Annotated in this window: 21 protein-coding genes; 9 read left to right on the top strand and 12 right to left on the bottom strand. The window is 71.7% G+C overall.

Going from position 1 to position 23,698, the window contains the following annotated elements:
* From GTY56_RS27075 to GTY56_RS27030, 10 genes are all read right to left on the bottom strand, one after another.
* On the bottom strand, positions 1-1,067 hold a 1,067-nt coding region (locus GTY56_RS27075; protein ID WP_161367923.1), incomplete at its 3' end, for an amino acid permease.
* Positions 1,064-1,753, bottom strand: coding sequence for a FadR/GntR family transcriptional regulator (locus GTY56_RS27070; RefSeq protein WP_161367928.1), 690 nt, complete (start codon positions 1,751-1,753; stop codon positions 1,064-1,066). The genes GTY56_RS27070 and GTY56_RS27075, both read right to left, overlap by 4 nt.
* Before the next feature lie 180 nt (positions 1,754-1,933).
* A complete protein-coding gene (locus tag GTY56_RS27065) occupies positions 1,934-2,770 on the bottom strand; it encodes an undecaprenyl-diphosphate phosphatase (protein ID WP_161367922.1) in 837 nt (278 codons plus the stop codon).
* An 81-nt stretch (positions 2,771-2,851) separates the two neighbouring features.
* Positions 2,852-3,199 carry a fluoride efflux transporter CrcB gene (crcB, locus tag GTY56_RS27060; protein WP_161367921.1) on the bottom strand — a complete coding sequence of 116 codons (348 nt, stop codon included), beginning with the start codon at positions 3,197-3,199 and terminating at the stop codon, positions 2,852-2,854.
* The gene (locus tag GTY56_RS27055) at positions 3,196-3,576 is read right to left on the bottom strand and encodes a putative PII-like signaling protein (RefSeq protein WP_161367920.1); all 381 of its coding nucleotides are present in this window, start codon (positions 3,574-3,576) and stop codon (positions 3,196-3,198) included. The genes crcB (GTY56_RS27060) and GTY56_RS27055 overlap by 4 nt, the downstream gene beginning before the upstream one ends.
* Complete coding sequence (gene crcB / locus GTY56_RS27050; RefSeq protein WP_161367919.1) at positions 3,573-4,025, bottom strand: fluoride efflux transporter CrcB; 453 nt, start codon at positions 4,023-4,025, stop codon at positions 3,573-3,575. The genes GTY56_RS27055 and crcB (GTY56_RS27050) overlap by 4 nt, the downstream gene beginning before the upstream one ends.
* Positions 4,026-4,193: 168 nt before the next feature.
* Complete coding sequence (locus GTY56_RS27045; RefSeq protein ID WP_161367918.1) at positions 4,194-5,153, bottom strand: SMP-30/gluconolactonase/LRE family protein; 960 nt, start codon at positions 5,151-5,153, stop codon at positions 4,194-4,196.
* Between the two features lie 49 nt (positions 5,154-5,202).
* On the bottom strand, positions 5,203-5,460 hold the full coding sequence (locus GTY56_RS27040; RefSeq protein ID WP_161367917.1) for an ArsR/SmtB family transcription factor: 258 nt from the start codon (positions 5,458-5,460) through the stop codon (positions 5,203-5,205).
* Positions 5,461-5,645: 185 nt separating this feature from the next.
* Entirely contained in the window at positions 5,646-7,205 is a 1,560-nt protein-coding gene (locus GTY56_RS27035; RefSeq protein WP_161367927.1) for a glycoside hydrolase family 53 protein, read from the bottom strand.
* 113 nt (positions 7,206-7,318) lie between these two features.
* Positions 7,319-9,340 (bottom strand): beta-galactosidase, encoded by a 2,022-nt coding sequence (locus tag GTY56_RS27030; RefSeq protein ID WP_161367916.1) that lies wholly within the window; start codon positions 9,338-9,340, stop codon positions 7,319-7,321.
* Between the two features lie 185 nt (positions 9,341-9,525).
* Between GTY56_RS27030 and GTY56_RS27025 the strand changes: the two genes are divergently transcribed.
* From GTY56_RS27025 to GTY56_RS27005, 5 genes are all read left to right on the top strand, one after another.
* The gene (locus tag GTY56_RS27025) at positions 9,526-10,845 is read left to right on the top strand and encodes an ABC transporter substrate-binding protein (RefSeq protein WP_161367915.1); all 1,320 of its coding nucleotides are present in this window, start codon (positions 9,526-9,528) and stop codon (positions 10,843-10,845) included.
* Positions 10,842-11,819 (top strand): ABC transporter permease subunit, encoded by a 978-nt coding sequence (locus GTY56_RS27020; RefSeq protein WP_161367914.1) that lies wholly within the window; start codon positions 10,842-10,844, stop codon positions 11,817-11,819. The genes GTY56_RS27025 and GTY56_RS27020 overlap by 4 nt, the downstream gene beginning before the upstream one ends.
* On the top strand, positions 11,816-12,724 hold the full coding sequence (locus GTY56_RS27015) for a carbohydrate ABC transporter permease (protein WP_161367913.1): 909 nt from the start codon (positions 11,816-11,818) through the stop codon (positions 12,722-12,724). The genes GTY56_RS27020 and GTY56_RS27015 overlap by 4 nt, the downstream gene beginning before the upstream one ends.
* On the top strand, positions 12,721-13,752 hold the full coding sequence (locus GTY56_RS27010; RefSeq protein ID WP_161367912.1) for a substrate-binding domain-containing protein: 1,032 nt from the start codon (positions 12,721-12,723) through the stop codon (positions 13,750-13,752). Before GTY56_RS27015 ends, GTY56_RS27010 begins: the two co-directional genes overlap by 4 nt.
* 73 nt (positions 13,753-13,825) lie before the next feature.
* Positions 13,826-14,251, top strand: coding sequence for a MarR family winged helix-turn-helix transcriptional regulator (locus tag GTY56_RS27005; protein ID WP_161367911.1), 426 nt, complete (start codon positions 13,826-13,828; stop codon positions 14,249-14,251).
* Positions 14,252-14,437: 186 nt separating this feature from the next.
* Here GTY56_RS27005 and GTY56_RS27000 read toward each other — a convergent pair whose 3' ends face one another.
* On the bottom strand, positions 14,438-14,836 hold the full coding sequence (locus tag GTY56_RS27000; RefSeq protein WP_161367910.1) for an SseB family protein: 399 nt from the start codon (positions 14,834-14,836) through the stop codon (positions 14,438-14,440).
* Positions 14,837-15,176: 340 nt separating this feature from the next.
* On the opposite strand from GTY56_RS27000, the gene GTY56_RS26995 reads away from it, so the two are divergent.
* From GTY56_RS26995 to GTY56_RS26980, 4 genes are all read left to right on the top strand, one after another.
* Positions 15,177-16,310, top strand: coding sequence for an MFS transporter (locus GTY56_RS26995; protein ID WP_161367926.1), 1,134 nt, complete (start codon positions 15,177-15,179; stop codon positions 16,308-16,310).
* 32 nt (positions 16,311-16,342) lie between these two features.
* Positions 16,343-18,106: a glycoside hydrolase family 35 protein gene (locus GTY56_RS26990; RefSeq protein WP_161367909.1), complete on the top strand. Its 1,764-nt coding sequence runs from the start codon at positions 16,343-16,345 to the stop codon at positions 18,104-18,106.
* On the top strand, positions 18,100-20,487 hold the full coding sequence (locus GTY56_RS26985; RefSeq protein WP_161367925.1) for a beta-galactosidase: 2,388 nt from the start codon (positions 18,100-18,102) through the stop codon (positions 20,485-20,487). The genes GTY56_RS26990 and GTY56_RS26985 overlap by 7 nt, the downstream gene beginning before the upstream one ends.
* Positions 20,488-20,575: 88 nt before the next feature.
* Entirely contained in the window at positions 20,576-21,646 is a 1,071-nt protein-coding gene (locus tag GTY56_RS26980; RefSeq protein WP_161367908.1) for a LacI family DNA-binding transcriptional regulator, read from the top strand.
* Positions 21,647-21,656: 10 nt separating this feature from the next.
* On the opposite strand, the gene GTY56_RS26975 is transcribed toward GTY56_RS26980, so the two are convergent.
* Positions 21,657-23,621: a heavy metal translocating P-type ATPase gene (locus tag GTY56_RS26975; RefSeq protein ID WP_161367907.1), complete on the bottom strand. Its 1,965-nt coding sequence runs from the start codon at positions 23,619-23,621 to the stop codon at positions 21,657-21,659.
* Positions 23,622-23,698 lie beyond the last annotated feature (77 nt).

The raw sequence follows: 23,698 nt of genomic DNA, 5'->3' as shown, positions 1-23,698 counted from the left end.
AGCAGGATGCCGCCGTAGGGGACCTGGCTGCGGCTCATCACGGAGGTGAACTTCGGCGCGGATCCGGCCATGGCCATGGAGCGCAGGATGCGGCCGGTGGAGTACAGGCCGGAGTTGAGGGAGGACATGGCGGCGGTGAGGACGACGAGGTTCATCACGCCGCCGGCCGCGGGCACGCCGATGTTGGACAGCACCGTCACGAAGGGGCTCTCACCGGCGGTGTACTTGTTCCAGGGCAGCAGCATCGACAGCAGTACGACCGAGCCGACGTAGAAGAGGCCGACGCGCCACATGATCGAGTTGATCGCCTTCGGCATGATCTTCTCGGGGTTCTCGGTCTCTCCCGCCGCGACGCCGACCAGCTCGACGGAGGCGTAGGCGAAGACGACGCCCTGGATGATCAGCAGCATGGGCAGCAGGCCGTGCGGGAAGATGCCGCCGCTGTCGGCTATGAGGGACGGGCCGGGGGTGTGGCCGTCGACGGGGTGCTGGGTGACCAGCAGGAAGATGCCGATGCACATGAAGACGACGAGCGCGCCGACCTTGATGATCGCGAACCAGAACTCCAGCTCGCCGAAGATCTTCACCGAGATCAGGTTCACGGTGAGCACCACGGCCAGCGCGATCAGCGCGATGATCCACTGCGGGATGTCGGAGAACATGCCCCAGTAGTGGGTGTAGGTGGCGACGGCGGTGATGTCGGCGATGCCGGTGGTCGCCCAGTTGAGGAAGTACATCCAGCCGGCCGTGTAGGCGCCCTTCTCCCCCATGAACTCACGGGCGTAGGAGACGAAGGCACCGGAGGAGGGCCGGTACAGCACCAGTTCGCCCAGGGCGCGCACGACGAGGAAGGCGAAGAGACCGCAGACCGCGTAGGCGATGAAGAGGGAGGGGCCGGCGTCGGCGAGGCGGCCGCCCGCGCCGAGGAAGAGGCCGGTGCCGATGGCTCCGCCGATGGCGATCATGTTGACATGCCGGGACTTCAGAGACTTGCTGTAGCCCGCGTCTCCGGCGTCGACATGGATGGAACGTTTCTGCACCTCGTCGTGCAGGGACTGCTCGCTCACGCCTCGGTTCCGCCTTCCATGGGGGTTTCCGTGGGGGTGTCCGTGCGCGAGGGGCGCACGATGTCGGTGAGGGTGGTCTCGACGCGGTCGAGGTGGTGGGCCATGGCCTCCACCGCGTCGTGTTCGGAACCGTCGGTCAGCGCCTCGACGATCGCCCGGTGCTCGCGGTTGGACTGCTCGCGGCGGCCGCCCAGCTCGTTGAGGAAGGCGGACTGGCGGGCCAGCGCGTCCCGGATCTCCTCGATGACCCGACGGAAGACCGGGTTCTGGGCGGCCTCGGCGACGGCGAGGTGGAACAGCGTGTCCATGGCGACCCACGCGGTGGTGTCCGTCTCCCGCTCCATCCGGTCCAGCAGGTGGGCCAGGTGGTCGAGGTTCTCCGGGGTGCGGCGCAGGGCCGCGTACCCGGCGACCGGGATCTCGACGTGGCGGCGCACCTCCAGCAGGTCGCTGGCCGCGTAGTCGCCGAAGGTGGGGTCCTCGACGGTACTGGCCACGACGAAGGTGCCCTTGCCGGTCCTGGACACGGTCAGGCCCATGGTCTGAAGCGCCCGCAGCGCCTCGCGCAGCACCGGCCGGGAGACCTCCAGGGCCCGGCACAGCTCCGCCTCGGAGGGGAGCTTGTCGCCGATGGCGTACTCGCCCCGTTCGATGGCGCCGCGCAGGTGCGCCAGCACCGCTTCCATGGCACTGACGCGTCGCACAGGCTGTCCGGCTGTCCGGCTGTCTGACAGGTTCACGGGAGTGATACTCCGGGCGACGGCTCTGGCTGTCAAGGGTGGAGCACCCCCCGAAGGGGCGCGGGGAACTGCGCGACGAGCCACGGCGGCGCCGCAGACAGCCGACGGCGCCTCCCGGCAGAACACTCAGCTGTGCAGCACACCCGCCCCGAGCAGCCCGGACAGCAGCACTCCCACCACGATCCGGTAGATCACGAACGCGTTGAACGAGTGCTTGGCGACGAACTTCAGCAGCCAGGCGATGGAGGCGTACGCCACGACGAACGAAACGACCGTGCCCACGGCGAGCGGGGCGGCGCCCACCCCCGTGCCCAGGGCGTCCTTGAGCTCGTAGAGGCCGGCACCGGTGAGCGCGGGGATGCCGAGGAAGAAGGAGAGCCGGGTGGCGGCCACCCGGTCCAGGTCGAGGATCAGCGCGGTGGACATGGTGGCGCCGGAGCGCGAGAAGCCGGGGAAGAGCAGGGCGAGGATCTGGGAACTGCCGACCAGCATCGCGTCCTTGAACGAGGTGTCGTCCTCGCCCCGCTTGTGCCGGCCCATCTGGTCCGCCGCCCACATCACGCCGCTGCCGACGATCAGCGATGCGGCTACCACCCACAGCGAGGCGAGCGGGCCTTCGATCAGCGGTTTGGCGGCGAGTCCGACGGCGACGATCGGGATCGTCGCGCCGATGACCCACCAGGCGAACCTGTAGTCGTGGTGGTACCGCTCCTCGCGATCGCGCAGGCCTCTCCCCCAGGCGGAGACGATCCGCACGATGTCCTTGAAGAAGTACACGAGCACCGCGGCGATCGCGCCCACCTGGATGACGGCCGAGAACCCGACCACGGCGGTGTCGCCGACGGGGATGCCCATCAGCCCCTCGACGATCTTCAGATGGCCGGTCGAGGAGACGGGCAGGAACTCGGTCACCCCCTCGACGGCTCCGAGGACGACGGCCTGACCGACGCTGATGACGCTCATGGGATCCAGTTCTGCTCGGGGGCTGGAGCGGAGGGGACCGTCCTACTACACCCGGACGAGAACGGATCTCACGGACGCGTCTCACCCACCCGCCAGAACCGCCCCCGCGCAGGCCGCGGCCAGACCGGCCGTCATGCTGACCGCGACGTTGAGGGCGGCCTGGAGACGTGCCCCGGTCTCCGCCAGCCGCAGCGTCTCGTAGGAGAACGTCGAGTACGTCGTCAGGGCACCGCACAGGCCGGTGCCGAGCAGCAGCTGGAGGTGGGTGGCGGCTCCGGTGAGCAGGCCGAGGACCAGGCAGCCGGTCACGTTCACCGTGAAGGTGCCCCAGGGGAAGACGGAATCGTGCCGGGCCTGGACCGCCCGGTCGGTGAGGTAGCGCAGCGGGGCACCGATCATCGCACCGCAGACGACCAGCAGCCAGTTCACAACGACCTCTTACCCTTCGTGTCCGCTGTGCCGGGATCGTCCCCGCGTCCGGCGTACCGGATCACCTCGCAGTCCTCCAGGGTGACGAGCCCCTCGGTGACGATGTCGTCGAGTTGCGGGAGGAACGCGCGGACGCGTGGCGCGGTGTCGACGATCACGACCGCGATCGGCAGGTCCTCGCTCAGGGACAGCAGCCGCGAGGTGTGGATGAGGGAGGACGCGCCGAAGCCCTCGATGCCGCGGAAGACGCTGGCACCCGCGAGGCCCGCCGCGTGGGCCCGGTGGACGATCTCGGAGTACAGGGGCCTGTGGTGCCAGGTGTCGCTCTCGCCGATGAGGACGGTCAGGCGCAGGGCGCTGCCGGTGAGTCCCGTCATGGCTGCCTCCCTTTCAGGACGCGGCGGGTCGTCCCGGCCGCGAGCCACACCGCTGTGAGCGCCGCGAGCGGGGTCGCGGCGAGGTAGGCCAGACCGGTGCCGGCCTGGCCGCCGTCGATGAGTCTGCGGATGTCGACGGCATAGGTCGAGAAGGTGGTGAAGCCGCCCAGGACGCCGGTGCCGAAGAAGGGGCGGACGAGCGCGTGGGCGGGCCGGATCTCGGTGATGACCACCATGAACACGCCGATCACGGCACAGCCGGCGATGTTGACCCAGAGGGTCGTCCAGGGGAAGCCCTTGGGGGGCGTGGTCCACCAGAGGGAGGCCGCGTAGCGGGCGGTCGCGCCCACTCCTCCACCGAGCGACACGACGGCGACGACGGGCGCCTGGGACCGCCAGGAGGGCGGACGCCGGACCGGAAGGCGCAGGCGCTCTTCGGGGGCTGTCATGGTGGTACGTCTCCTACTCGCCGGGGCCCGGGTCGTGCGGGCACGTGCCGTCGCAAGTAGGGACCGTTGGCGGCGTCACTGCCGCGGTTCGGGTACGGCGGGCCCCACCGCCGCGCCGCGGTGGATGCCCGCGGCCGCGTTCAGGTTAACCCCGGCAGCGGAGCGGGGTCATCTCGGGGCGGGTGCCGCGCAGACCGCCACGCCCCGTTCCCGGACGCTGCCCAGGACGAGGTGCCCGGCCGCTTCGCACACGCTGGTGGCCATGCGGTAGCCGGAGTGACGGCAGGCCAGGTGGTGGACGACGCGGCCCTGGTCGTCGAAGGCCATGACGCCGACCGTGCCCGTGGGGCGGAAGGGCGCGCGCACGGCCAGGCGCGCGGCGGCGGCACGGACGCCGGGCGCACCGCGGTGGAGCCGGTCGAGGGCCGGGACGCGGGGCCCGGCGAGCGCGACCCAGACCGGTCCGCCGGGCGCGGCGCGCCAGAGGTTGTCGGGCATGCCCGGGAGGTTCTCGGCGAACGGCTCGCTCCGCCCGGACTTCGGCCCGGTGAGCCAGTGGCGCAGGAGCCTTCGGGCGCCGGTCTCGGCGACGACGAGGAAGGACTCGTCGCCGCCGGCGGCGACCCCGTTGGCGAACTGGAGGCCGTCCAGCACCACCTCGGGTGTGTCACCGCCGGGCGCGAGCCGCAGCAGCCGTCCGGTTCCGGTGTGTTCGACGATGTCGCCGATCCAGTGCTCCAGCGGGTACCGGCGGCTGGACACGGTGAAGTAGACGCTGCCGTCGGAGAGGGAGACGGCGTTGCTGCAGAAGCGCAGCGGCTCCCCCGCCACCGAGTCGGCGAGGATCCGGACCGTGCCGTCGTCGGTGCCGACGCGCAGCAGTCCGCGTTCGGCGTCGCACACCAGCAGGTCGCCGTCCGGGAGGAGTTCGAGCCCGAGTGGCCTGCCACCCGTCTCGGCGATCACCTCGGCGCGGGCCGCGACCGGGTCGGCGAGGGCGTCGAGCCGCAGGACGCGGCCGTCCGCCACGCCGGTGAGGACCCGGCCGCGCGGGTCGGCGACCACGTCCTCGGGGCCGGGGCCCACCTCGACGTAGTGGCGTGGGACGAGTGCCGTGGGGCGGTTCATCGCGCGCGTGTCCTTCACCGTCGGGGGCGATACCGCTGTACCCGGTCGCCTACCAGCCCTTCTCAAACATCCGGGCGACCTCCGCGATCCGCATGTCGTCGCGGTGGTAGCGCACGCGGCCGGCGGACCTGCTGGTGCGCACCATGCCGGTGGCCTCCAGCAGCCGGAGATGGGTGACGGCGACCGGGCGTGGCAGCGAGAACCGCTCGGCGACGGCGTCCGCTGTGACACCGTCCGCCGAGGCCCGGGGTTCCTTCAGCCAGGCCAGGATGCGCAGCCGCGTCTCGTCCGTGGGAGTCCTCAGCATGTCGTGCCCCTGCCTCGCGGCTTCGCCCTCTCACCGCGTCTTCCCACTGTCTCGCAGTCGATGCCGCCACGTCCGGGGTTCGGCAGCGTTGACCGATACCGAACTGCCGTACTGCAAAGTGGAGTTCGGAGGGGACGTGGCAGGAGAGGGGAGGGGCACGGAAGCCGTGCCCCTCCCCCGCGCACTCAGCGGTGCCGGAACCAGGACATCGACGAGAGCGCCCGGTCGTCGTAGCCGAACAGCGCCTGGTTCTCCCACGCGTTGCCGGAGGCCGCGTCGGTCGGGTCCCAGCCGTTGCCGTTCACCGCGGTCCAGGTCGCCTCCCAGTAGAAGATGCCCAGGCCACGGCCGTTCGGGACGGCCTCCACGATGCTCATCATGTCGTTCATCCACCGGGTCTGGCCGGTCACGCTCGCCGGGTAGCCGGGGACCAGTTCGGCACTGGTGTCGATGATGTTCTCGTGGGCGTCCTCGCTGTCGAGGCGGAACGGGTAGGCGGTCTCGGCGACGAAGACCGGCTTGCCGTAGCGGGCGGCCGCGTCGTCGAGGGTGGTCTGGAAGTCGGCCAGGGTGCCGTGCCAGTAGCCGTAGAACGACAGGCCGATCGCGTCGAACCTGACGCCGTTGGAGCGCGCGCTGTCGAACCACCAGCGGGTGCCCTCCAGGTCACCGCCCTCGGCGAGGTGCAGCGCCACGGTGGTGGACGGGTTGACCGCCTTGACCGCGTCGTAGCCCGAGTTGAGCAGACCGGCCAGCTGCGTCCAGTTGGAGGTGGATCCCTCGTTCCACAGCATGCCGCCGTTGATCTCGTTGCCGACCTGGACCATGTCGGCGGTGGTGCCCTGCGCCTTCAGGGCGTTCAGCACGTCGTACGTGTGGTTGTACACATCCGTCTTCAGCTGACCGTAGGAGTGGCCTGCCCAGGCGGCGGGCTTGTCCTGGCGTCCCGGGTCGGCCCAGAAGTCCGAGTAGTGGAAGTCCACCAGCAGCTTCATGCCCTGGGCCTTGACGCGCTTGGCCGTGGCCAGGACGCGGGCCTTGTTGTTGTAGCCGTCGGCCGGGTTCACCCAGACCTTGAGGCGGGCGTAGTTCATGCCGGACGACTTGAGGACGGACAGCGGGTCGGCGGCGGTGCCCGAGCCGTTGCGGTAGACGCCGCCCCTGGCCTCGCTCTTGGCCAGCGACGAGATGTCGGCACCCTTGACCGACGTACCGGTCGTGCCGGACGTGAAGGTCAGGTCGTCGACATTGATCCAGTTGCCCGCGTTGGCGTCACTGTTGACGCTGATCGTGCACTGGTTGCCGGTCACCGTGACCGGCACGACGATCCGGAGCCACCCACTGGCGGAGACCGGCAGGTCGGTGCGCTGTTCGGTGCCGCCGCAGTTCTTCAGCGCGAGGTACGCGGACTTCTGCCCGCCGCCGGAGCGCACCCAGGCGGTGAGCTTGTAGTTCCCGTTGGTGAGTCCGGACAGGTACTGGTAGGTCTCCACCTTGTAGGCCGAGGAGGACCAGTGGCTGAGGCGGTGGCTGCCGCCGTGGCCGCCGGGCTCCGTGAACGAGGCGCCGGTGTCGCCGTACTCGGACCAGCCGCTCGGTGTCGCGGCACCCGCTCCGTCGGCTTCGAAGCCGCCGTTGGTCAGGGTGCTCGCGGCGTGGGCGGAGGTGGCGGGCAGCGCGGTGAGGGCCAGTCCTGCGGCGAGCGGGAGCAGCAGGGCCCTGAGGGTGCGTCTGGGATGGAACATCATCGTCCGTCGTCCCTTCGACGTGGGAGATGGGGGGGCCTCACCAGGAGGTGAGTCCAGGGGCGGGGCCCCCCGCCCGCGGCTCGTGGCTCGCGCGGGCGGAGGGAGTCGGTTCAGCCGTCGAGCCGGACGACCCGGACGGCTCCGGCCGGGACCGCGAGGCGGCCGGCGGCACGGTCACCGGTCAGCAGCTCGGTGCCGGGGGTCTCCAGCGGCACCTTGGCGTCGGAGCCGGTGTGGTTGACGGCGAAGAGGTAGGTGCCCGAGGCGCCGGTGCGGCGGACCACTTCGACGTCCCGGGGCAGATCGGCGCGCGGGGCGAGTCCGGCGTCCTCGCCCGCCCGGCCGAGCAGCGCGTCGAGGCCGTCGGCGCCGAGCCGGGTGGAGACGTACCAGGCGGTGCCCTCCCCGAGGCGGTGCCGGGTGACGGCGGGCAGGCCGGCGGCCGGGCCGTCGGCGTAGGCCGAGACGGTCTCGGCGCCGCGCGGCACGACGAACTCCGTCCACACGTCGGCGGACAGCTCTGTCCCGTCGGGGCCGGTGACGCGCACCCGGTCACCGGGCAGCAGCGGGGAGAACTCCTCGACGGTGAGGCCGAGGACGTCCCGCAGCGGGCCCGGGTAGGCGCCCTCGTGCACGGCGTCGTGCTGGTCGACGATGCCGGAGAAGTAGGAGACGACCAGCGTGCCGCCCTGCTCGACGTAGGCCTTCAGGTTGCGCCCGGCCGCCTCCGTCATCAGGTACAGGGCCGGTACGACGACAAGGGGATACCTCGACAAGTCGGCTTCCGGGTGGGCGAAGTCGACGGTGAGGTGGCGGTCGTAGAGGGCCTCGTAGAAGGCGTCGGCGCGCTCGCGGGCGTCGTGGTCGACGCTCGGGCGCCAGTCGAGGGTCTGCGCCCACCACGAGTGCCAGTCCCAGAGCACGGCCACGTCGGCTTCGGTGCGGGTGCCGCGGATCTCGCTCAACGCCTCGATGTCCGCCCCGAGTTCGACGACCTCGCGCCACACGCGGGTGTCGGTGCCGCCGTGCGGGAGCATCGCCGAGTGGAACTTCTCGGCGCCGCGCCGGGACTGGCGCCACTGGAAGAACAGGGCGCCCTCGGAGCCGCGCGCCACATGGGCCAGTGAGTTGCGGGCCATCTGGCCGGGGGCCTTGGCGGGGTTGCGGGCCTGCCAGTTGACGCCCGAGGTGGAGTGCTCCAGCAGCAACCAGGGGGCGCCGCCCGCGACGGACCGCGTGAGGTCGGCGGCCATCGCCAGGTTGACGTGGGTGCGGCGGCCGTCGGTGATCAGGTAGTGGTCGTTGGTGACGAGGTCGACCTCGCGGCCCCAGGCCCAGTAGTCGACGGAGTCGCACTGGCTCAGGGCCGTCATGAAGTTGGTGGTGACCGGGACACCGGGTGAGAGGCGGTGCAGGATGTCCCGCTCCATGCGGAAGTTCTCGAGCATGGTGGCGTCGGCGAACCGCTTGTAGTCCAGCGCCTGGCCGGGGTTGACGGCCGCGGGGGTGAGCCGGGGCGGGTTGATGTCCTCGAAGGCGGCGTAGCGCTGGCCCCAGAAGGCCGTTCCCCAGGCCTCGTTGACCGCGTCGACCGTGCCGTAGGTGGTCGCCAGCCAGCGGCGGAAGTGGGCGGCACAGGAGTCGCAGTAGCAGGCGGAGACGGGGACGCCGTACTCGTTGTGGACGTGCCACATCGCCAGGGCCGGGTGGTCGCCGTAGCGTTCGGCGAGCTTCGTGGTGATGGCCGCGGCGGCGGTGCGGTAGTCGGCGTTGCTGTGGCAGATGGCAGCGCGGGAGCCGAACTCGTAGCGCACGCCCTCGGCCGTGACGGGCAGTGCCTCGGGGTGGGCCCGGTAGAACCAGACGGGCGGGACGACGGTGGGGGTGCCGAGGTCGACGCGGATGCCGTGCTCGTGCAGCAGGTCCAGGAGCCGGTCCAGCCAGCCGAAGTCGTAGCGGCCGGGTGAGGGCTCCAGCAGCGCCCAGGAGAAGATCCCGACGCTCACCATCGTCACGCCGGCCTCCCGCATCAGCCGGACGTCGTCCTGCCAGACGTTTTCCGGCCACTGCTCGGGGTTGTAGTCCCCACCGAAGGCGAGCCTGGTGAGGCCCCTGGGGGTGGTCTCCGGCATGGAAGGTCTCCCGGTCGATCGACAGAATTGGGAACGTGCACACACAGCTGCGCAGCACGGAGGCCAACATAACCGCACAGCAACAACCATTGACAAGTGTCCGGGATGTTTCTCTACTGTGAACGCTCACAGAAGCGTGGCAGGCCCTCGCAGCAGGCGAGGGCCCCAGGTCAGGGGAGAGATCCATGCCGTACACGAAGCGCCGCCGCCTCGTGAGAACCGCCGTCGCCATAGCCCTCGGCGCCACCACCCTCGCCGCCTGCGGCTCGGAATCCGCAGACGGCGACACCGAGTCGGGCCCGGCCTCGCTGACGTACTGGACGTGGACGCCCGGCATGGACAAGGTCGTGGACCTCTGGAACAAGGGACCGGGCAAGAAGGACCGCATCACCGTCACGGTGAAGAAGCAGGCGTCCGGTGACACTCTGGTCACCAAGATCCTCACCGCGCACAAGGCGGGCAAGGCGCCCGACCTGGTGCAGGCGGAGTACCAGGCGCTGCCCACGCTGGTCAGCAACGACGCGCTCGCCGACATCTCGAAGGACGTCGGCGAGGCGGAGGGCAGGTTCGCCGACGGCGTCTGGCAGCAGACGACCCTCGGCACGGACGCGGTCTACGCGGTCCCGCAGGACATCGGGCCGATGATGTTCTACTACCGCGAGGACCTGTTCAAGGAGTACGGCCTGACCGTGCCGACGACCTGGGACGCGTTCGCCGAGACCGCCCGCAAGCTGAAGAAGGCGGCTCCGGAGAAGGACCTCACCACCTTCTCCGCCAACGACTCGGGCCTCTTCGCGGGCCTCGCCCAGCAGGCGGGCGCCAAGTGGTGGACGACGTCCGGCGACCAGTGGAAGGTCGCCATCAACGACGCGGCGACCCAGAAGGTCGCGACGTTCTGGGGCGGCCTGGTGAAGGAGGGCGTCATCGACAACCAGCCGATGTACACGCCCGCCTGGAACAAGGCGCTCAACACCGGCAAGCAGATCGCCTGGGTCAGCGCCGTGTGGGCGCCGGGCACCCTGACCACGGCCGCGCCCGACACCAAGGGCAAGTGGGCCATGGCCCCGCTCCCGCAGTGGTCCGCGAGCGACAACAGCACCGGCAGCTGGGGCGGCTCCTCCACCGCCGTCACCACCGACTCCGAACACCGGGCCGCCGCCGCGAAGTTCGCCACCTGGCTCAACACCGACCGCGAGGCCCTGAACGCGCTGGCGAAGGAGAGCGGCATCTACCCTGCCGCCACCAACGCCCAGACCAGCGGCGCCTTCCTCAAGCCGCCGGCCTACTTCGCCAACCAGGCCGACTTCTACACCAAGGCCGCCGACATCGCGGAGACCACCGCGCCCTCCGCCTGGGGCCCGAACGTGAACGTCGCCTACACCACGTTCAAGGACGCCTTCGGCGCCGCGGCGAAGAGCAAGTCGGACTTCGGCGCCGCGCTGGACGAGATGCAGGCCGACACCGTCGCCGACATGAAGAAGCAGGGCTTCGAGGTCGCGGAGTGAAAAGCACGGAACGCCGGCGGTCGTACGGGGTCAAGGGGGCCCCGTACGCCCACCCGTCTCCCACCACCACCCTCGAACGAGCGCGAAGCGCCCCCTACTTCTTCCTCCTCCCCGCGGTACTGCTCTTCGCGCTGTTCTTCGCACTGCCCATCGGCTACGCGGTCTGGCTCAGCTTCCGCAAGGTGAAGGTGTCGGGCCTCGGCCTCGGCTCCGGCGCCCGCAGCGAAGTCTGGGCAGGCCTGGAGAACTACACCGACGCCCTCTCCGACAGCGAACTGCTGCACGGCACCCTGCGCGTGCTCGGCTACGGATGCATCGTCGTACCCGTCATGCTCGGCCTGGCCCTGCTGTTCGCGCTGATGCTCGACTCGGAGAAGGTGCGGCTCGCGCCCGTCACCCGGCTCGCGATCTTCCTGCCGTACGCCATCCCGGGTGTGGTGGCGGCCCTGCTGTGGGGCTTCCTCTACCTGCCGGACGTCAGCCCCTTCTACTTCGTGCTCGACAGGCTCGGGATGCCGCAGCCGGACCTGCTGGACGGCGGGCCGCTGTTCCTGGCCCTGTCGAACATCGCGGTCTGGGGCGGCACCGGCTTCAACATGATCGTCATCTACACCTCACTCCAGGCGATCCCGGCGGAGGTCTACGAGGCGGCGAAGCTGGACGGCGCCACCCCGCTCCAGATCGCGCTGCGGATCAAGATCCCGATGGTGTCGCCCTCCCTGGTGCTGACCTTCTTCTTCTCGATCATCGCGACGCTCCAGGTGTTCAACGAACCGACCACCCTCAAGCCGCTCACCAACTCGGTGTCCACGACGTGGAGCCCGCTGATGAAGGTGCACCGGGACGCCTTCGGCGAGGGTGACATCCACGGGGCCGCGGCGCAGGCCGTGATCATCGCCTTCGCCACACTCCTCCTCTCCTTCGGCTTCCTGCGGGCCGCGAACCGTCGCCAGAAGCAGGAGGCCGCCCGATGAGCTCCCTCGCCGTCCCCCAGACCGAGCCGGTGGCGGGCAGCACGCCCGGCACCGTCCGAGGCCGCCCGCCGCTGCGCCGCCGGATCGCCCTGATCCCCACCGTCACCCTGCTGCTGGGTGCGCTTTACTGCCTGCTCCCGGTCGCCTGGGTGGTCATCGCCGCCACCAAGTCCGGGCGGGAGCTGTTCTCCACGTTCACCTTCCTGCCGGGCACGGGCCTCGCCGGCAACATCCGGGACCTCAACGCCTACCGCGACGGCGTCTACTGGCAGTGGATGGCCAACTCCGCGCTGTACGCCGGTCTCGGGGCCCTGCTGTCGACGTGCGTGTCGGCGATCAGCGGCTACGCACTCGCGGTCTACCGTTTCCGCGGTCGCGAGACGCTCTTCAACGTACTGCTCGCGGGGGTGCTGATGCCGCCCGTGATCCTGGCCGTCCCCCAGTACCTGCTGCTGGCGAAGGCCGACCTCACCGACTCGTACCTGTCCGTCCTGCTGCCGCAGATCCTCTTCCCGTACGGCGTCTACCTCGCGCGGATCTACGCCGCCGCCGCGGTGCCCGCCGACGTGATCGAGGCCGGGCGCATGGACGGGGCGAACGAGTGGCGGATCTTCACGCGCATCGCCCTGCCGATGATGATCCCCGGGATGGTGACGGTGTTCCTGTTCCAGTTCGTGGCGATCTGGAACAACTTCCTGCTGCCGTACATCATGCTCAGCGACGACGAGAAGTTCCCGATCACGCTCGGCCTGTTCACCTTGCTGGAGCAGGGCGCCAACACCCCCGCGCTGTACACCCTGGTGATCACGGGGGCCTTGCTCGCGGTGCTCCCGCTGGTCGCCCTCTTCCTGGTCATCCAGCGGTTCTGGAGCCTGGATCTGCTGTCGGGAGCCGTAAAGTCGTGACCGTGAACGCTACGGGAGGCAGGCGCAGACCGCCCACGATCCATGATGTGGCGCGCGAGGCCGGTGTCTCGCGCGGCACCGTCTCACGCGTCCTCAACGGCGGGCACTACGTCAGTCCGGCCGCCCAGGAGGCGGTCAACGCGGCCATCCGCAAGACGGGTTACGTGGTCAACCGGCACGCCCGCTCCCTGATCACCGGCCGGTCCGACTCCATCGGTTTCCTGCTCACGGAGCCGCAGGAGAGGTTCTTCGAGGACCCCAACTTCAACGTCCTGCTGCGCGGCTGCACCCAGGCGCTCGCCGCGCACGACATCCCGCTGCTGCTGATGCTGGCGGGCACCGAGGACGAACGGCGGCGCATCACGCGCTACATCACCGCGGGGCACGTCGACGGGGTGCTGCTGGTCTCCAGCCACTCCGGTGATCCCGTCGCCGAGCAGCTGCGCGAGGCGGGGGTGCCGCTGGTGGCGTGCGGGAAGCCGATCGGGCTGGCGTCCAAGGTCAGTTACGTGGCGGCCGACGACCGTGACGGCGCCCGCGACATGGTGCGTCACCTGCTGTCGCTCGGGCGGCGCCGGGTGGGCACGGTGACCGGTCCGCTGGACACCCCCGGCGGTGTCGAGCGCCTCGCCGGCTACCAGGAGGTGCTGGCCGAGGCGGGCCTGGAGTTCGACGAGCGGCTGGTCGTCTCCGGCGACTACAGCCGGGCGAGCGGTGAGGCGGGCGCCGAGCGGCTGCTGGCGCGGGCGCCGGACGTCGACGCGGTGTTCGTCGCCTCCGACCTCATGGCGCAGGGAGTGCTCACGGCCCTGCACCGGGCCGGGCGGCGGGTGCCGCAGGACGTGGCCGTCGGCGGTTTCGACGATTCACCGGCCGCGGTGGCCGCCGGGCCCGAGCTGACGACGATCCGGCAGCCCTGGGACCGCATCAGCACCGAGATGGTGCGGGTGCTGCTCGCGCAGATCGGCGGCGAGGATCCGGCGGCGGTGATCCTGCCGACGGAGCTGGTGAAGCGGGAGTCGACGTAAGGCCGTGAGCAGGCGCCGGGCGCCCGTATGCATGCACGGTCATGGAACCGTGCTCCGGTGTTACCGTTCCCATATGGCGGCGAAGACGGCTGGTGGGCAGCTCGAGGACCGGTGGCGGGACATCCTGTCGGCGCACGCGCGCACGATGTGCGAGATCGACCGGGCACTGCATCCGCACGGCCTCGGCGCGTCCGACTTCGAGGTCCTGGACATGCTCGCGAGCGCGACGCCCGAGGAGGGTGAGCAGTGCCGCGTCCAGAACCTGGTGGGGCGGGTCCACCTCAGCCAGAGCGCGCTGTCGCGGCTGATCGCCCGGCTGGAGAAGGACGGGCTGGTGGCGCGGTCGGTGTGCGCGGAGGACCGCCGGGGTGTGTGGGTCGCGCTGACGGCCAAGGGCCGTGACCTGCACGCCGAGGTGCTCCCGTTGCAGCGGGCGGCACTGACCCGGGCGCTGGGCGAGGAGCCGCCCGGGCCCGGATCGCACCGGTCGCCTTCCTAGACCAGGGCCTGTCGTTTGGATCAGGCCGCAGGAAATCGACGGTGCTGATCAGCGCCGTCGAGCGGGGTCTGGTGCGTGCATCTGCAAGGCGGAGGAGGGCGTCGAAGCGGAGCTTCGGCAACCGACGACAACGCGGCAGATGTGCGTGCCAGACCCCGCGTCTGCGGCGTGATCCAAACGACAGGCCTAGCGCGCCAGCAGGGTGCGCACTCCCTCCGAGGTCAGCGTCAGGCGGTGCTCCGAGCTGCCGTCGATGGTGAGCGACAGGTCGTCGGCCGGCCACTGCGCGGCGAGGGCGCCGAGGGGCACCAGGCGGTAGCGGGAGACGAACGGCAGCAGCCCGGCCATCTCCACCTCGGAGGTGAACACGGGTACCACCGGTTCGCCGCCCGGCTGCTCCAGCACCGGCAGCGCCACCGCCGAGGAGTTGGCGGCGTCCGAGTCGTTGGCGTCGTCGGGCACGGGGATGAGCACGTCGCTGTTGGCGAGCGCGTCCAGAGCCGCCGTGTCCTCGGTGTTCTCGGAGAGGACGTCCAAAGCCCGCTGGGCGGGCGTGGGCGTGGGGTCGTTTGCGGGTGTCTCCATGGCAGATTCCCTGGTAGCGGCGGTCGTACGGCCCGCCCCGGGCATGATCCGCCCCGGGAACGGTCCTGCTCGCGTACCCGAACGGGACCGGGGCAACCCTGGTGGATCTCCGGGGTTCGTGGGAGCTCGGGGGAGATCTCGTGGCGAGCCGGGGGATGCCGGCCGTCGGAAGGCACCCGGGCGGCCGGGGGCTGTTGACCCAAGTTGTGTTACCGGTAACATCACTCTCCGATCCAGCCGTACGCGCCTGTGCCCCCGCCCACCCACCGGTGGCCCTTCCTTCGGAGTCCGCGTGATCGAAGAGCGCGTCGCCCGTCCCCCCTCCGCACCGCCCGGCCCCGTGTTCAGCGGGGCCGCCGTGGTGGCCTCCTGTGTCGGCTTCGTGCTCATCGGGGCGTTGCAGGCGCTGTACGGGCCGGCGATCCCGGCCTTCCGTGCGGAGTTCGGGCTCTCGCCCTCCGCCGCGGGACTGGGGCTGAGTGCCCACTTCGTCGGTGGAGTGGCCGGTGTGCTGCTGTTCGACCGGCTCTACGGCCGGGTCGGCAACCGGCGGCTCCTCGGCAGTTCGTATCTGCTGATGGCCGTCGGCGCCGCCGGCTTCGCGCTGGCGCCGAACTGGCACACCGCCCTGGTGGCGGCCCTGCTCGCCGGGTTCGGCTTCGGTGGCATCGACTACGGCCTCAACCAGCTGTTCGCCGTGGGCTTCGGCCGCCGTTCGACCGCGATGCTCAACATCCTCAACGCCCACTTCGGTATCGGCGCCATCCTCGGGCCCGCCGTGATCGGCGCGGTCGGCTCCGAGCACTACCCGGCCGTCTTCCTCGCCTTCGCCGTCGCCAACCTGCCGCTGCTGCTGTGCCTGAGGGGTGTGCGGAACCAGGTGCCCGCCCCGGCCGGAGAGCAGGAGGGCGGCACCGGCGTGCTCGGGCGGAGCCTCGGCTCCGTGCTCGCCGTCTTCGTCGTCCTCTACGTGCTGCACGTCGGCATCGAGGCCGGTGTGGGCGGCTGGGAACCCACCCATCTGGAGACCGTCGGCTACGGCGCGGGGATCGCCGCGACCGCCACCTCCGTGTACTGGCTGATGATGACCGTCGGCCGCTTCCTGGTCGCCCCGCTCGCCCTGCGCTTCTCCCCCCAAGCCATCATCACCGTCTCCTGCGCGGGCATGACGGTGTGCCTGCTGGCCGGGACCGTCCCGGCCCTCGCGCCCTACGCGTACGCCGGCGTCGGTCTGTTCATCGCGCCGATCTTCCCCACCGGGCTGCCGTGGCTGAACCGCGCCGCACCGCAGGCCCGGCGGGCCGGTGCCCTGGTCATCGCGGCCTCCATGGCCGGCGGTGTCGCCGCGGGGCCGGCGCTGGGCAAGGCCATCGAGTGGTCCGGGGTCCACGCCGTGCCGCTCCTGCTGTGCGGCGTCTCGGCGCTCTGCCTGGCCGCCACGCTCTGGCTGATCCGCGCCACCCGCTCCCGCTGACTCACTCCTCTGTCCCGAAGGGAAGCTTCCACATGCCCGCCCTGACGACGACGTCCGACGGATTCCTGCTGCACGGCGAGCCGTTCCGGATCATCTCCGGCGCGCTGCACTACTTCCGCGTCCACCCCGGACTGTGGTCCGACCGGCTGCGCAAGGCACGGCTGATGGGCCTCAACACGGTCGAGACGTACATCCCCTGGAATCACCATCAGCCCGATCCCGAAGGCCCCCTGGTCCTCGACGGCTTCCTCGACCTGCCCCGGTTCCTCCGGCTCGCCCGGGACGAGGGCCTGCGAGTGCTGCTGCGTCCGGGGCCGTTCATCTGCGCCGAGTGGGACGGCGGCGGCCTGCCCGACTGGCTGACCTCCGACCCGGACATCCGGCTGCGCACCAGCGACCCCCGTTTCACCGGGGCCGTCGACCGCTACCTCGACCTGCTGCTGCCCGCGCTCCGGCCGCACCTGGCCGCGGCGGGCGGTCCGGTCATCGGCGTACAGGTGGAGAACGAGTACGGGGCCTACGGCGACGACTCCGCCTATCTGAAGCACCTCGCCGACGCCTTCCGTGCCCGCGGCGTCGAGGAGCTGCTGTTCACCTGCGACCAGGCCGATCCGGAGCACCTCGCCACCGGAAGCCTGCCCGGCGTCCTGGTCACCGGGACCTTCGGCAGCCGCATCGAGCAGTCCCTGGCACGACTGCGCGAACACCGGCCCGAAGGGCCGCTGTTCTGCGCCGAGTTCTGGATCGGCTGGTTCGACCACTGGGGCGGTCCGCACCACGTGCGGGACGCGGCCGACGCCGCCGCCGACCTGGACCGGCTGCTGTCCGCCGGGGCCTCCGTCAACATCTACATGTTCCACGGGGGCACCAACTTCGGCTTCGCCAACGGAGCCAACCACAAACACGCCTACACACCCACGGTCACGTCCTACGACTACGACGCGGCCCTCACCGAGTGCGGCGACCCGGGCCCGAAGTACCACGCCTTTCGTGAGGTCATCGCCCGCCATGCCACCGTGCCGGACGAACCCGTTCCGGCGCCGGGCCCGAAACTCCCGCCCACGCCGGTCGAGTTGGACAGCCGGGCGGATCTCCTGCCGCTGGCCGGCTCGCTCGCCGCGGCCGTGCGCACCGACGCGCCCGTGACCATGGACGACCTCGGTCAGCGCACCGGCTACGCCCTCTACCGCACCACCCTCCCGGCCGTCGGTGACGGGCTCCTGCACTTCGCCCGCGGGGTGGGCGACCGCGCCCAGGTCTTCGTCGACGGCGCGCCCGTCGGCGTGCTGGAGAGCGAACGTCACGACGCGTCGTTGCCCGTGCGGGTGCCGCGTCCCGGTGCGACGCTGGAGGTGCTCGTCGAGAACCTGGGCGGCGTCAACTACGGCCCCCGCATCGGCGCGCCCAAGGGGCTCCTCGGACCCGTCTCCTTCAACGGCACGAACCTCACGGGCTGGGACTGCCGCCCGCTGCCGTTGGACCCGGACGCACTGCCGTTCGCCCCGGCCGGTGACACGCCGGTCACCGTGCCGGCGTTCCACCGCGGCACCTTCGAGGTCGGCACCCCGGCGGACGCCTTCCTCTCCCTGCCCGGCTGGACGAAGGGACAGGCCTGGGTCAACGGCTTCCACCTCGGCCGCTACTGGAACCGCGGCCCGCAGCGCACGCTGTACGTTCCCGCGCCGGTGCTGCGCCCGGGCTCCAACGAACTCGTCCTGCTGGAGCTGCACGGCAGCACCGCCACCGGCGCCCTGCTCACCGACAGCCCCGACCTCGGCCCGGAGAACACCTGGTGACGCATCTCCTGCGCGTGCCCCCGCCCGCCCCTCCCCCGCCGGCCGGCCAGCTGCCCTTCACGGACGCGCCGGGCGTGCCCGACCCCATCGCGGTCACCGGCCGCCGGTTCACCAGGGGTGGCCGCCCCTGGTTCCCGGTCTCCGGCGAGTTCCACTACTCCCGCTACCCGCACGGGCAGTGGGAGGAGGAACTGCTGAAGATGAAGGCGGGCGGGGTGACCGCCGTCGCCTCCTACGTCATCTGGATCCACCATGAGGAGGTCGAGGGCCGCGTCCGCTTCGACGGCGACCGCGACCTACGGCGCTTCGCCGGACTCTGCGCCCGCCACGGCCTGGACTTCATCCCCCGGATCGGCCCCTGGTCCCACGCCGAGGTACGCAACGGCGGCCTGCCCGACTGGGTCCTGGCACGAACGGGCGCACCGCGCACCGACGACCCGGCCTATCTGTCGCCCGTACGCGCCTGGTTCACGGAGATCGCGGTGCAACTGGGGGGCCTGGAACGGGCGAACGGCGGCCCGATCGTCGCGATCCAGATCGAGAACGAGCTGTACGACCAGCCCGGCCACCTGCGCACGCTGAAGCGCCTGGCCCAGGAGGCCGGGCTGAGCGCGCCGCTGTGGACGTCGACCGCCTGGGGCGGCGTGCAGCTGCCCGGCGACGAACTGCTTCCGCTGTACGGCGGGTATCCCGAGGCGTTCTGGACGGAGGCCGACAGCGGCTGGCCCGACACCTGCCGCAAGCACTTCTTCTTCACCCACGAGCGCGACGACGAGGGCATCGGCGCCGACCTGCGGCCCACGGCCGTACGCGGGGCGGACCCGGCTCCGGCGGACCGCTTCCCCTGGGCGACCTGCGAGTTGGGCGGTGGCATGGCGGTGGCCTATCACCGGCGGCCGCGGGTGGAGGCGGCGGATGTCGGTGCGCTGGCCCTGACCAAGATCGGCTGCGGGTCGGTGTGGCAGGGCTACTACATGTTCCACGGCGGCACGAACCCGGCCGGCGAGCTGACCTCCCTCCAGGAGTCGCACGCCACCGGCTACCCCAACGACCTGCCCGTCCTGACCTACGACTTCCAGGCCCCGCTCGGTGAGTACGGGCAGGTGCGGCCCTCCTACCACGAACTGCGCCTCCAGCACCTGCTGCTGGCCTGTTTCGGGGACCGGATCGCCCCCATGCGGTCCGTGCTGCCCGAGCGGTCGCCGGCCGGACAGCACGACCGGGAGACGCTGCGCTGGGCCGTGCGGACCGACGGCACCTCGGGCTTCCTCTTCGTGACCAACCACCAGCCGCACGAGCCGCTGCCGGACCACCCGGACACGGCCTTCACGGTCGGCTTCCCGCACGCTCCCTCGCTGACGCTGCCGAGCGTTCCCGTCACCGTGCCCTCCGGCGCGTACTTCTGCTGGCCCCTCCGGCTGGACGTGGCCGGGCTGCGGCTGGAGTGGGCCACGGCGCAACCCGTGTGCACCGTCGAGGCGGACGGCCGTACGGTCCTGGTGCTGTCCGCGACGGACGGCATCGCGCCCGAACTCGCCCTGGACGCCGACACGGTGGCCTCCGTCGCCGTGCCGTCCGGGGAGATCACACCGGTCGCCGGGCGGGTGCTGGTCAGCGGAGTGCGGCCCGGCACCGATGCCCTGGTCGAGGTGGAGACCACCGACGGCTCGCGCGTCGGCCTGCTGGTGCTGGACGCGGCGACGGCCCGTACGGTCCACCGCGGCCGGGCGTGGGGTGCCGAGCGGCTGGTGCTGTGCGGGGACGGTGTCGTCTTCGACGGGTACCGAGGCGAGGTGCGGCTGCACGGCCCGGCCGCCGGGACGTCGTTCGCGGTGCTGCCCGCACCGGATGCCGCCCTGGTGGTGGACGGGGCCGGTGTCCGGGAGGCGGCCGACGGTGTGTTCACGCGCTACACGGTCGACGCCGGGACGCCGGCGGGCACGGTCGCGTCCGTCAGATCCGTCAGGCCCGCCGGCCCGGCCCCCGAGCCGGTGACCGGCGTGCAGGGCCGGGCTGGGGTGCCGGACGAGAAGGACGTGGAGGCGGCGGCCGCCGAGTACCGGGTCGACGTACCGGAGGCCCTGCTGCGGGACCCCTCCGGGGTGCTGCTGCGGCTGCGCTGGACGGGGGACCTGGCACGGGCCTACGTGGGAGACGCTCTGGTCGCGGACCAGTTCTGGTCGGGACGGGTCTGGGACATCGGTCTTGACCGGATGCCGGCCCGGGCGCTGCGCACGGAGGGGCTGCATCTGAAGGTGCTGCCGCTCGCCCCGGAGGCGGCCGTGCACGTGCCGGAGCAGCCGGACGGCACCTGGCGGGAGGCACGGGTGCTGGACGCCGCCTGGGTGGTCACCCGTCGCTGGACGGTCCGGACCGGCTGAAGAGGCTCCGGGCCTGCTCCCCGGCCTATGCTGTGCTCCTGCCGGGCGGGTCAGGACCGCCGTACCGACGTCGAGGACATCATCCGCCATGACACCGAGCGCCCCCGACGGCCCTGGGCCCAGGGGCCGAAGCAGGCGCAACTTCGCGGGGGCGCGCCCGGTGATGGCCGACGTGGCCCGCATGGCCGGAGTCTCCAAGCAGACGGTTTCGCGGGTGCTGAACGACCATCCGGCCGTGCGCCGGGAGACACGCGAGGCGGTCCTGGAGGCCATGCGCACGCTCGGCTACCGGCCCAGCCGCAGTGCGCGGTCCCTGGCCAGTGGCAGGACCCGGATGCTCGGCGTCATCTCCTTCGACGCCGCCCGCTACGGGCCCGCCTCGATCCTGACCGCGATCAACACGGCGGCCCAGGAGGCCGGTTACCTCGTCAGCTCCATCGCCCTGGACACGGCCGACCACGACACCGTCGTGGAGGCCGTGAACCGGCTGTCGGCCGAGGGCGCGGACGGCGTGATCGCGATCGCGCCGCAGCTGTGGGTGGGCCGGGCGCTGGCCGGGACGACCGGTCTGGGCACTCCCCTGGTGGTGCTGGAGAGCGCACTCGACGAGGAGACTCCCCTGGTCACCGGCGATTCCCGCACCGGCGCCCGCAAGGCCACCGAGCACCTCCTCGGCCTCGGGCACGCGACCGTGTGGCACATCGCGGGCCCGGCCGGCTGGACCTCGGCCGACCACCGGCTGGCGAGCTGGCAGTCGACGCTCCGGGCCGCGGGTGCCGCCGTACCGGCCCCTTGCGTCGGGGACTGGAGCGCCGACTCCGGCTACGACCTGGGCCGTTCCCTGGCCCGGCGCCCCGACGTGACAGCGGTGTTCGTATCCAACGACCAGATGGCGCTCGGCCTGCTGCACGCCCTGCACGAGGCCGGGCGGTCCGTCCCCGGGGACGTCAGCGTCGTCGGCTACGACGACGTTCCGGAGGCGGCGCACTTCCTGCCGCCCCTGACCACCGTCCGCACCGACTTCGCGGAGATCGGCACCCGTTCACTGCGGCTCCTCCTGGACCGGATCGACGGCCCGGGCGGCCGGCCCCGTGTCGGCACCCTGGTGCCCGTGGACCTCGTGGTGCGGGCCAGCAGCGGTCCCCCACCGGTGCGCTGAGGGGCGTTCGTCAGCCGTCTCCCCCGGCGGCTCGCTGCCAGGCCCCCTCCCTCAGCAGCCGCAACCCGTTCAGGCCGACCAGGACCGTGGAGCCCTCGTGGCCCGCGACGCCCAGCGGCAGCGGCAGGTCACCGGCCAGGTCCCAGACGACGAGTCCGGCGATGAACACCCCCGCGATGACGAGGTTCTGCACGACCAGCCTGCGGGCGCGGCGGGACAGGGCGACGGTGGCGGGGACCGCGGCGAGTTCGTCGCGCACGATGACGGCGTCCGCGGTCTCCAGGGCCAGGTCGGAGCCGGCCCTGCCCATGGCGATCCCGGTGTGCGCGGCGGCCAGGGCGGGTGCGTCGTTGACGCCGTCCCCGACGACCAGCACCTTGCGGCCCGCGCCCTCCATCTCCCGGACGGCGTCCAGCTTGTCCTGCGGCAGCAGCCCGGCGCGCACGTCGTCGATGCCGGCCTCGGCGGCGAGGTGGGCGGCGGCCCGGGGGTTGTCGCCGGTGAGGAGCACCGGGGCGGTGCCGGTGAGCGTGGCGAGGGAGGCGACCGTGGCGGCGGCGTCCGGGCGCAGCCGGTCGGCGATGCCGAGCAGTCCGGCAGGGGTGCCGTCGATGACGACCAGGACGGCGGTGCGGCCGGACTCCTCCAGTTCCGCGACGGCGCCGGGGGTGTCGTCCAGCAGCCGGGCCGGTGCGCCGACAGCGACCGTGCGGCCGTCGACGACGGCGGTGACGCCCACGCCGGGCGCGGAAGTGAAGCCCGCCACGTCGGGCAGGCCGAGGCCGCGCTCGCGGGCGGCGTCCACGACGGCCCGGGCCAGCGGATGCTCACTGGGCCGCTCGGCGGCGGCCGCCAGCGTCAGCACCTCGTCCTCGTCCAGGCCGGATCCGGGCAGCGGCCGCACGTCGGTGACGCGGGGGCTGCCCTCGGTGAGTGTGCCGGTCTTGTCCAGGGCGACCGCGTCCACCTGGCCGAGCCGCTCCATCACCACGGCCGACTTCACGAGGACGCCGTGCCGTCCGGCGTTGGCGATGGCCGACAGCAGCGGCGGCATGGTGGCCAGCACGACCGCGCACGGGGAGGCGACGATCATGAACGTCATGGCGCGCAGCAGTGCGTCGGTGAGCTGTTCACCGAAGGCGAGCGGGACCAGGAAGACGGCCAGGGTCGCCGCCACCATGCCCAGTGAGTAGCGCTGTTCGACCTTCTCGATGAACAGCTGCGTGGGCGCCTTGGTCTCGGACGCCTCCTGCACCATGCGCACGATCCGGGCGATCACCGAGTCGGAGGCGTCGCGCTCCACCCGGATCCTGAGGGCGCCGGTGCCGTTGACGGTGCCCGCGAAGACCTCGTCGCCCCGCTCCTTCGGGACGGGCAGCGGCTCGCCGGTGATGGTCGCCTGGTCCACCTCGCTCGCCCCGTCCAGTACCCGGCCGTCGGCTCCGACACGCTCCCCGGGGCGTACCAGGACGGTGTCGCCGACCGCCAGCTCCTCGACGGACACGGCCCGTTCACCGCCGTCGGGGCCCAGCCGGGTGGCCGTTGCGGGGGCCAGGTCGAGCAGACCACGGACGGAGTCGGCGGTGCGGGCCGTGGCCAGGGCCTCCAGCGCGCCCGAGGTGGCGAAGATGACGATGAGCAGGGCGCCGTCCATGACCTGCCCGATGGAGGCGGCGCCCAGGGCGGCGACGACCATCAGCAGGTCGACGTCGAGGGTGCGCTCCTTCAGCGCCTTGAGCCCTTCCCACCCGGGCTCCCAGCCACCCGTGACGTACGACAGGGCGTACAACGGCCCCCAGGTCCAGGCCGGGGCGCCGGTCAGCTCCAGGGGCAGGGCGAGCAGGAAGAAGGCGGTGGCCGCGGCGGCCCACCGTGCCTCGGGGAGCGCGAGGACGCGGGTACGCCGCCGGGCCACCGCCCCGGGGCGCTCGGGCGTCGTCCGTTCGACCGGCTGCGGTGTGAGGGTGGAGGTCATCGGGGGTCCTTCTGGCGGGGGCGCGTCGGCGCCTCACACCATACAGGAACACATGAAGACCCATTCATGCCTTCATA

The organism is Streptomyces sp. SID5643 (assembly GCF_009872555.1).
In the GTDB taxonomy this organism is placed as follows: domain Bacteria; phylum Actinomycetota; class Actinomycetes; order Streptomycetales; family Streptomycetaceae; genus Streptomyces; species Streptomyces iakyrus.
The sequence above is the reverse complement of the archived record's forward strand: the minus strand, read 5'-3'. Positions and strand labels throughout refer to the sequence as shown.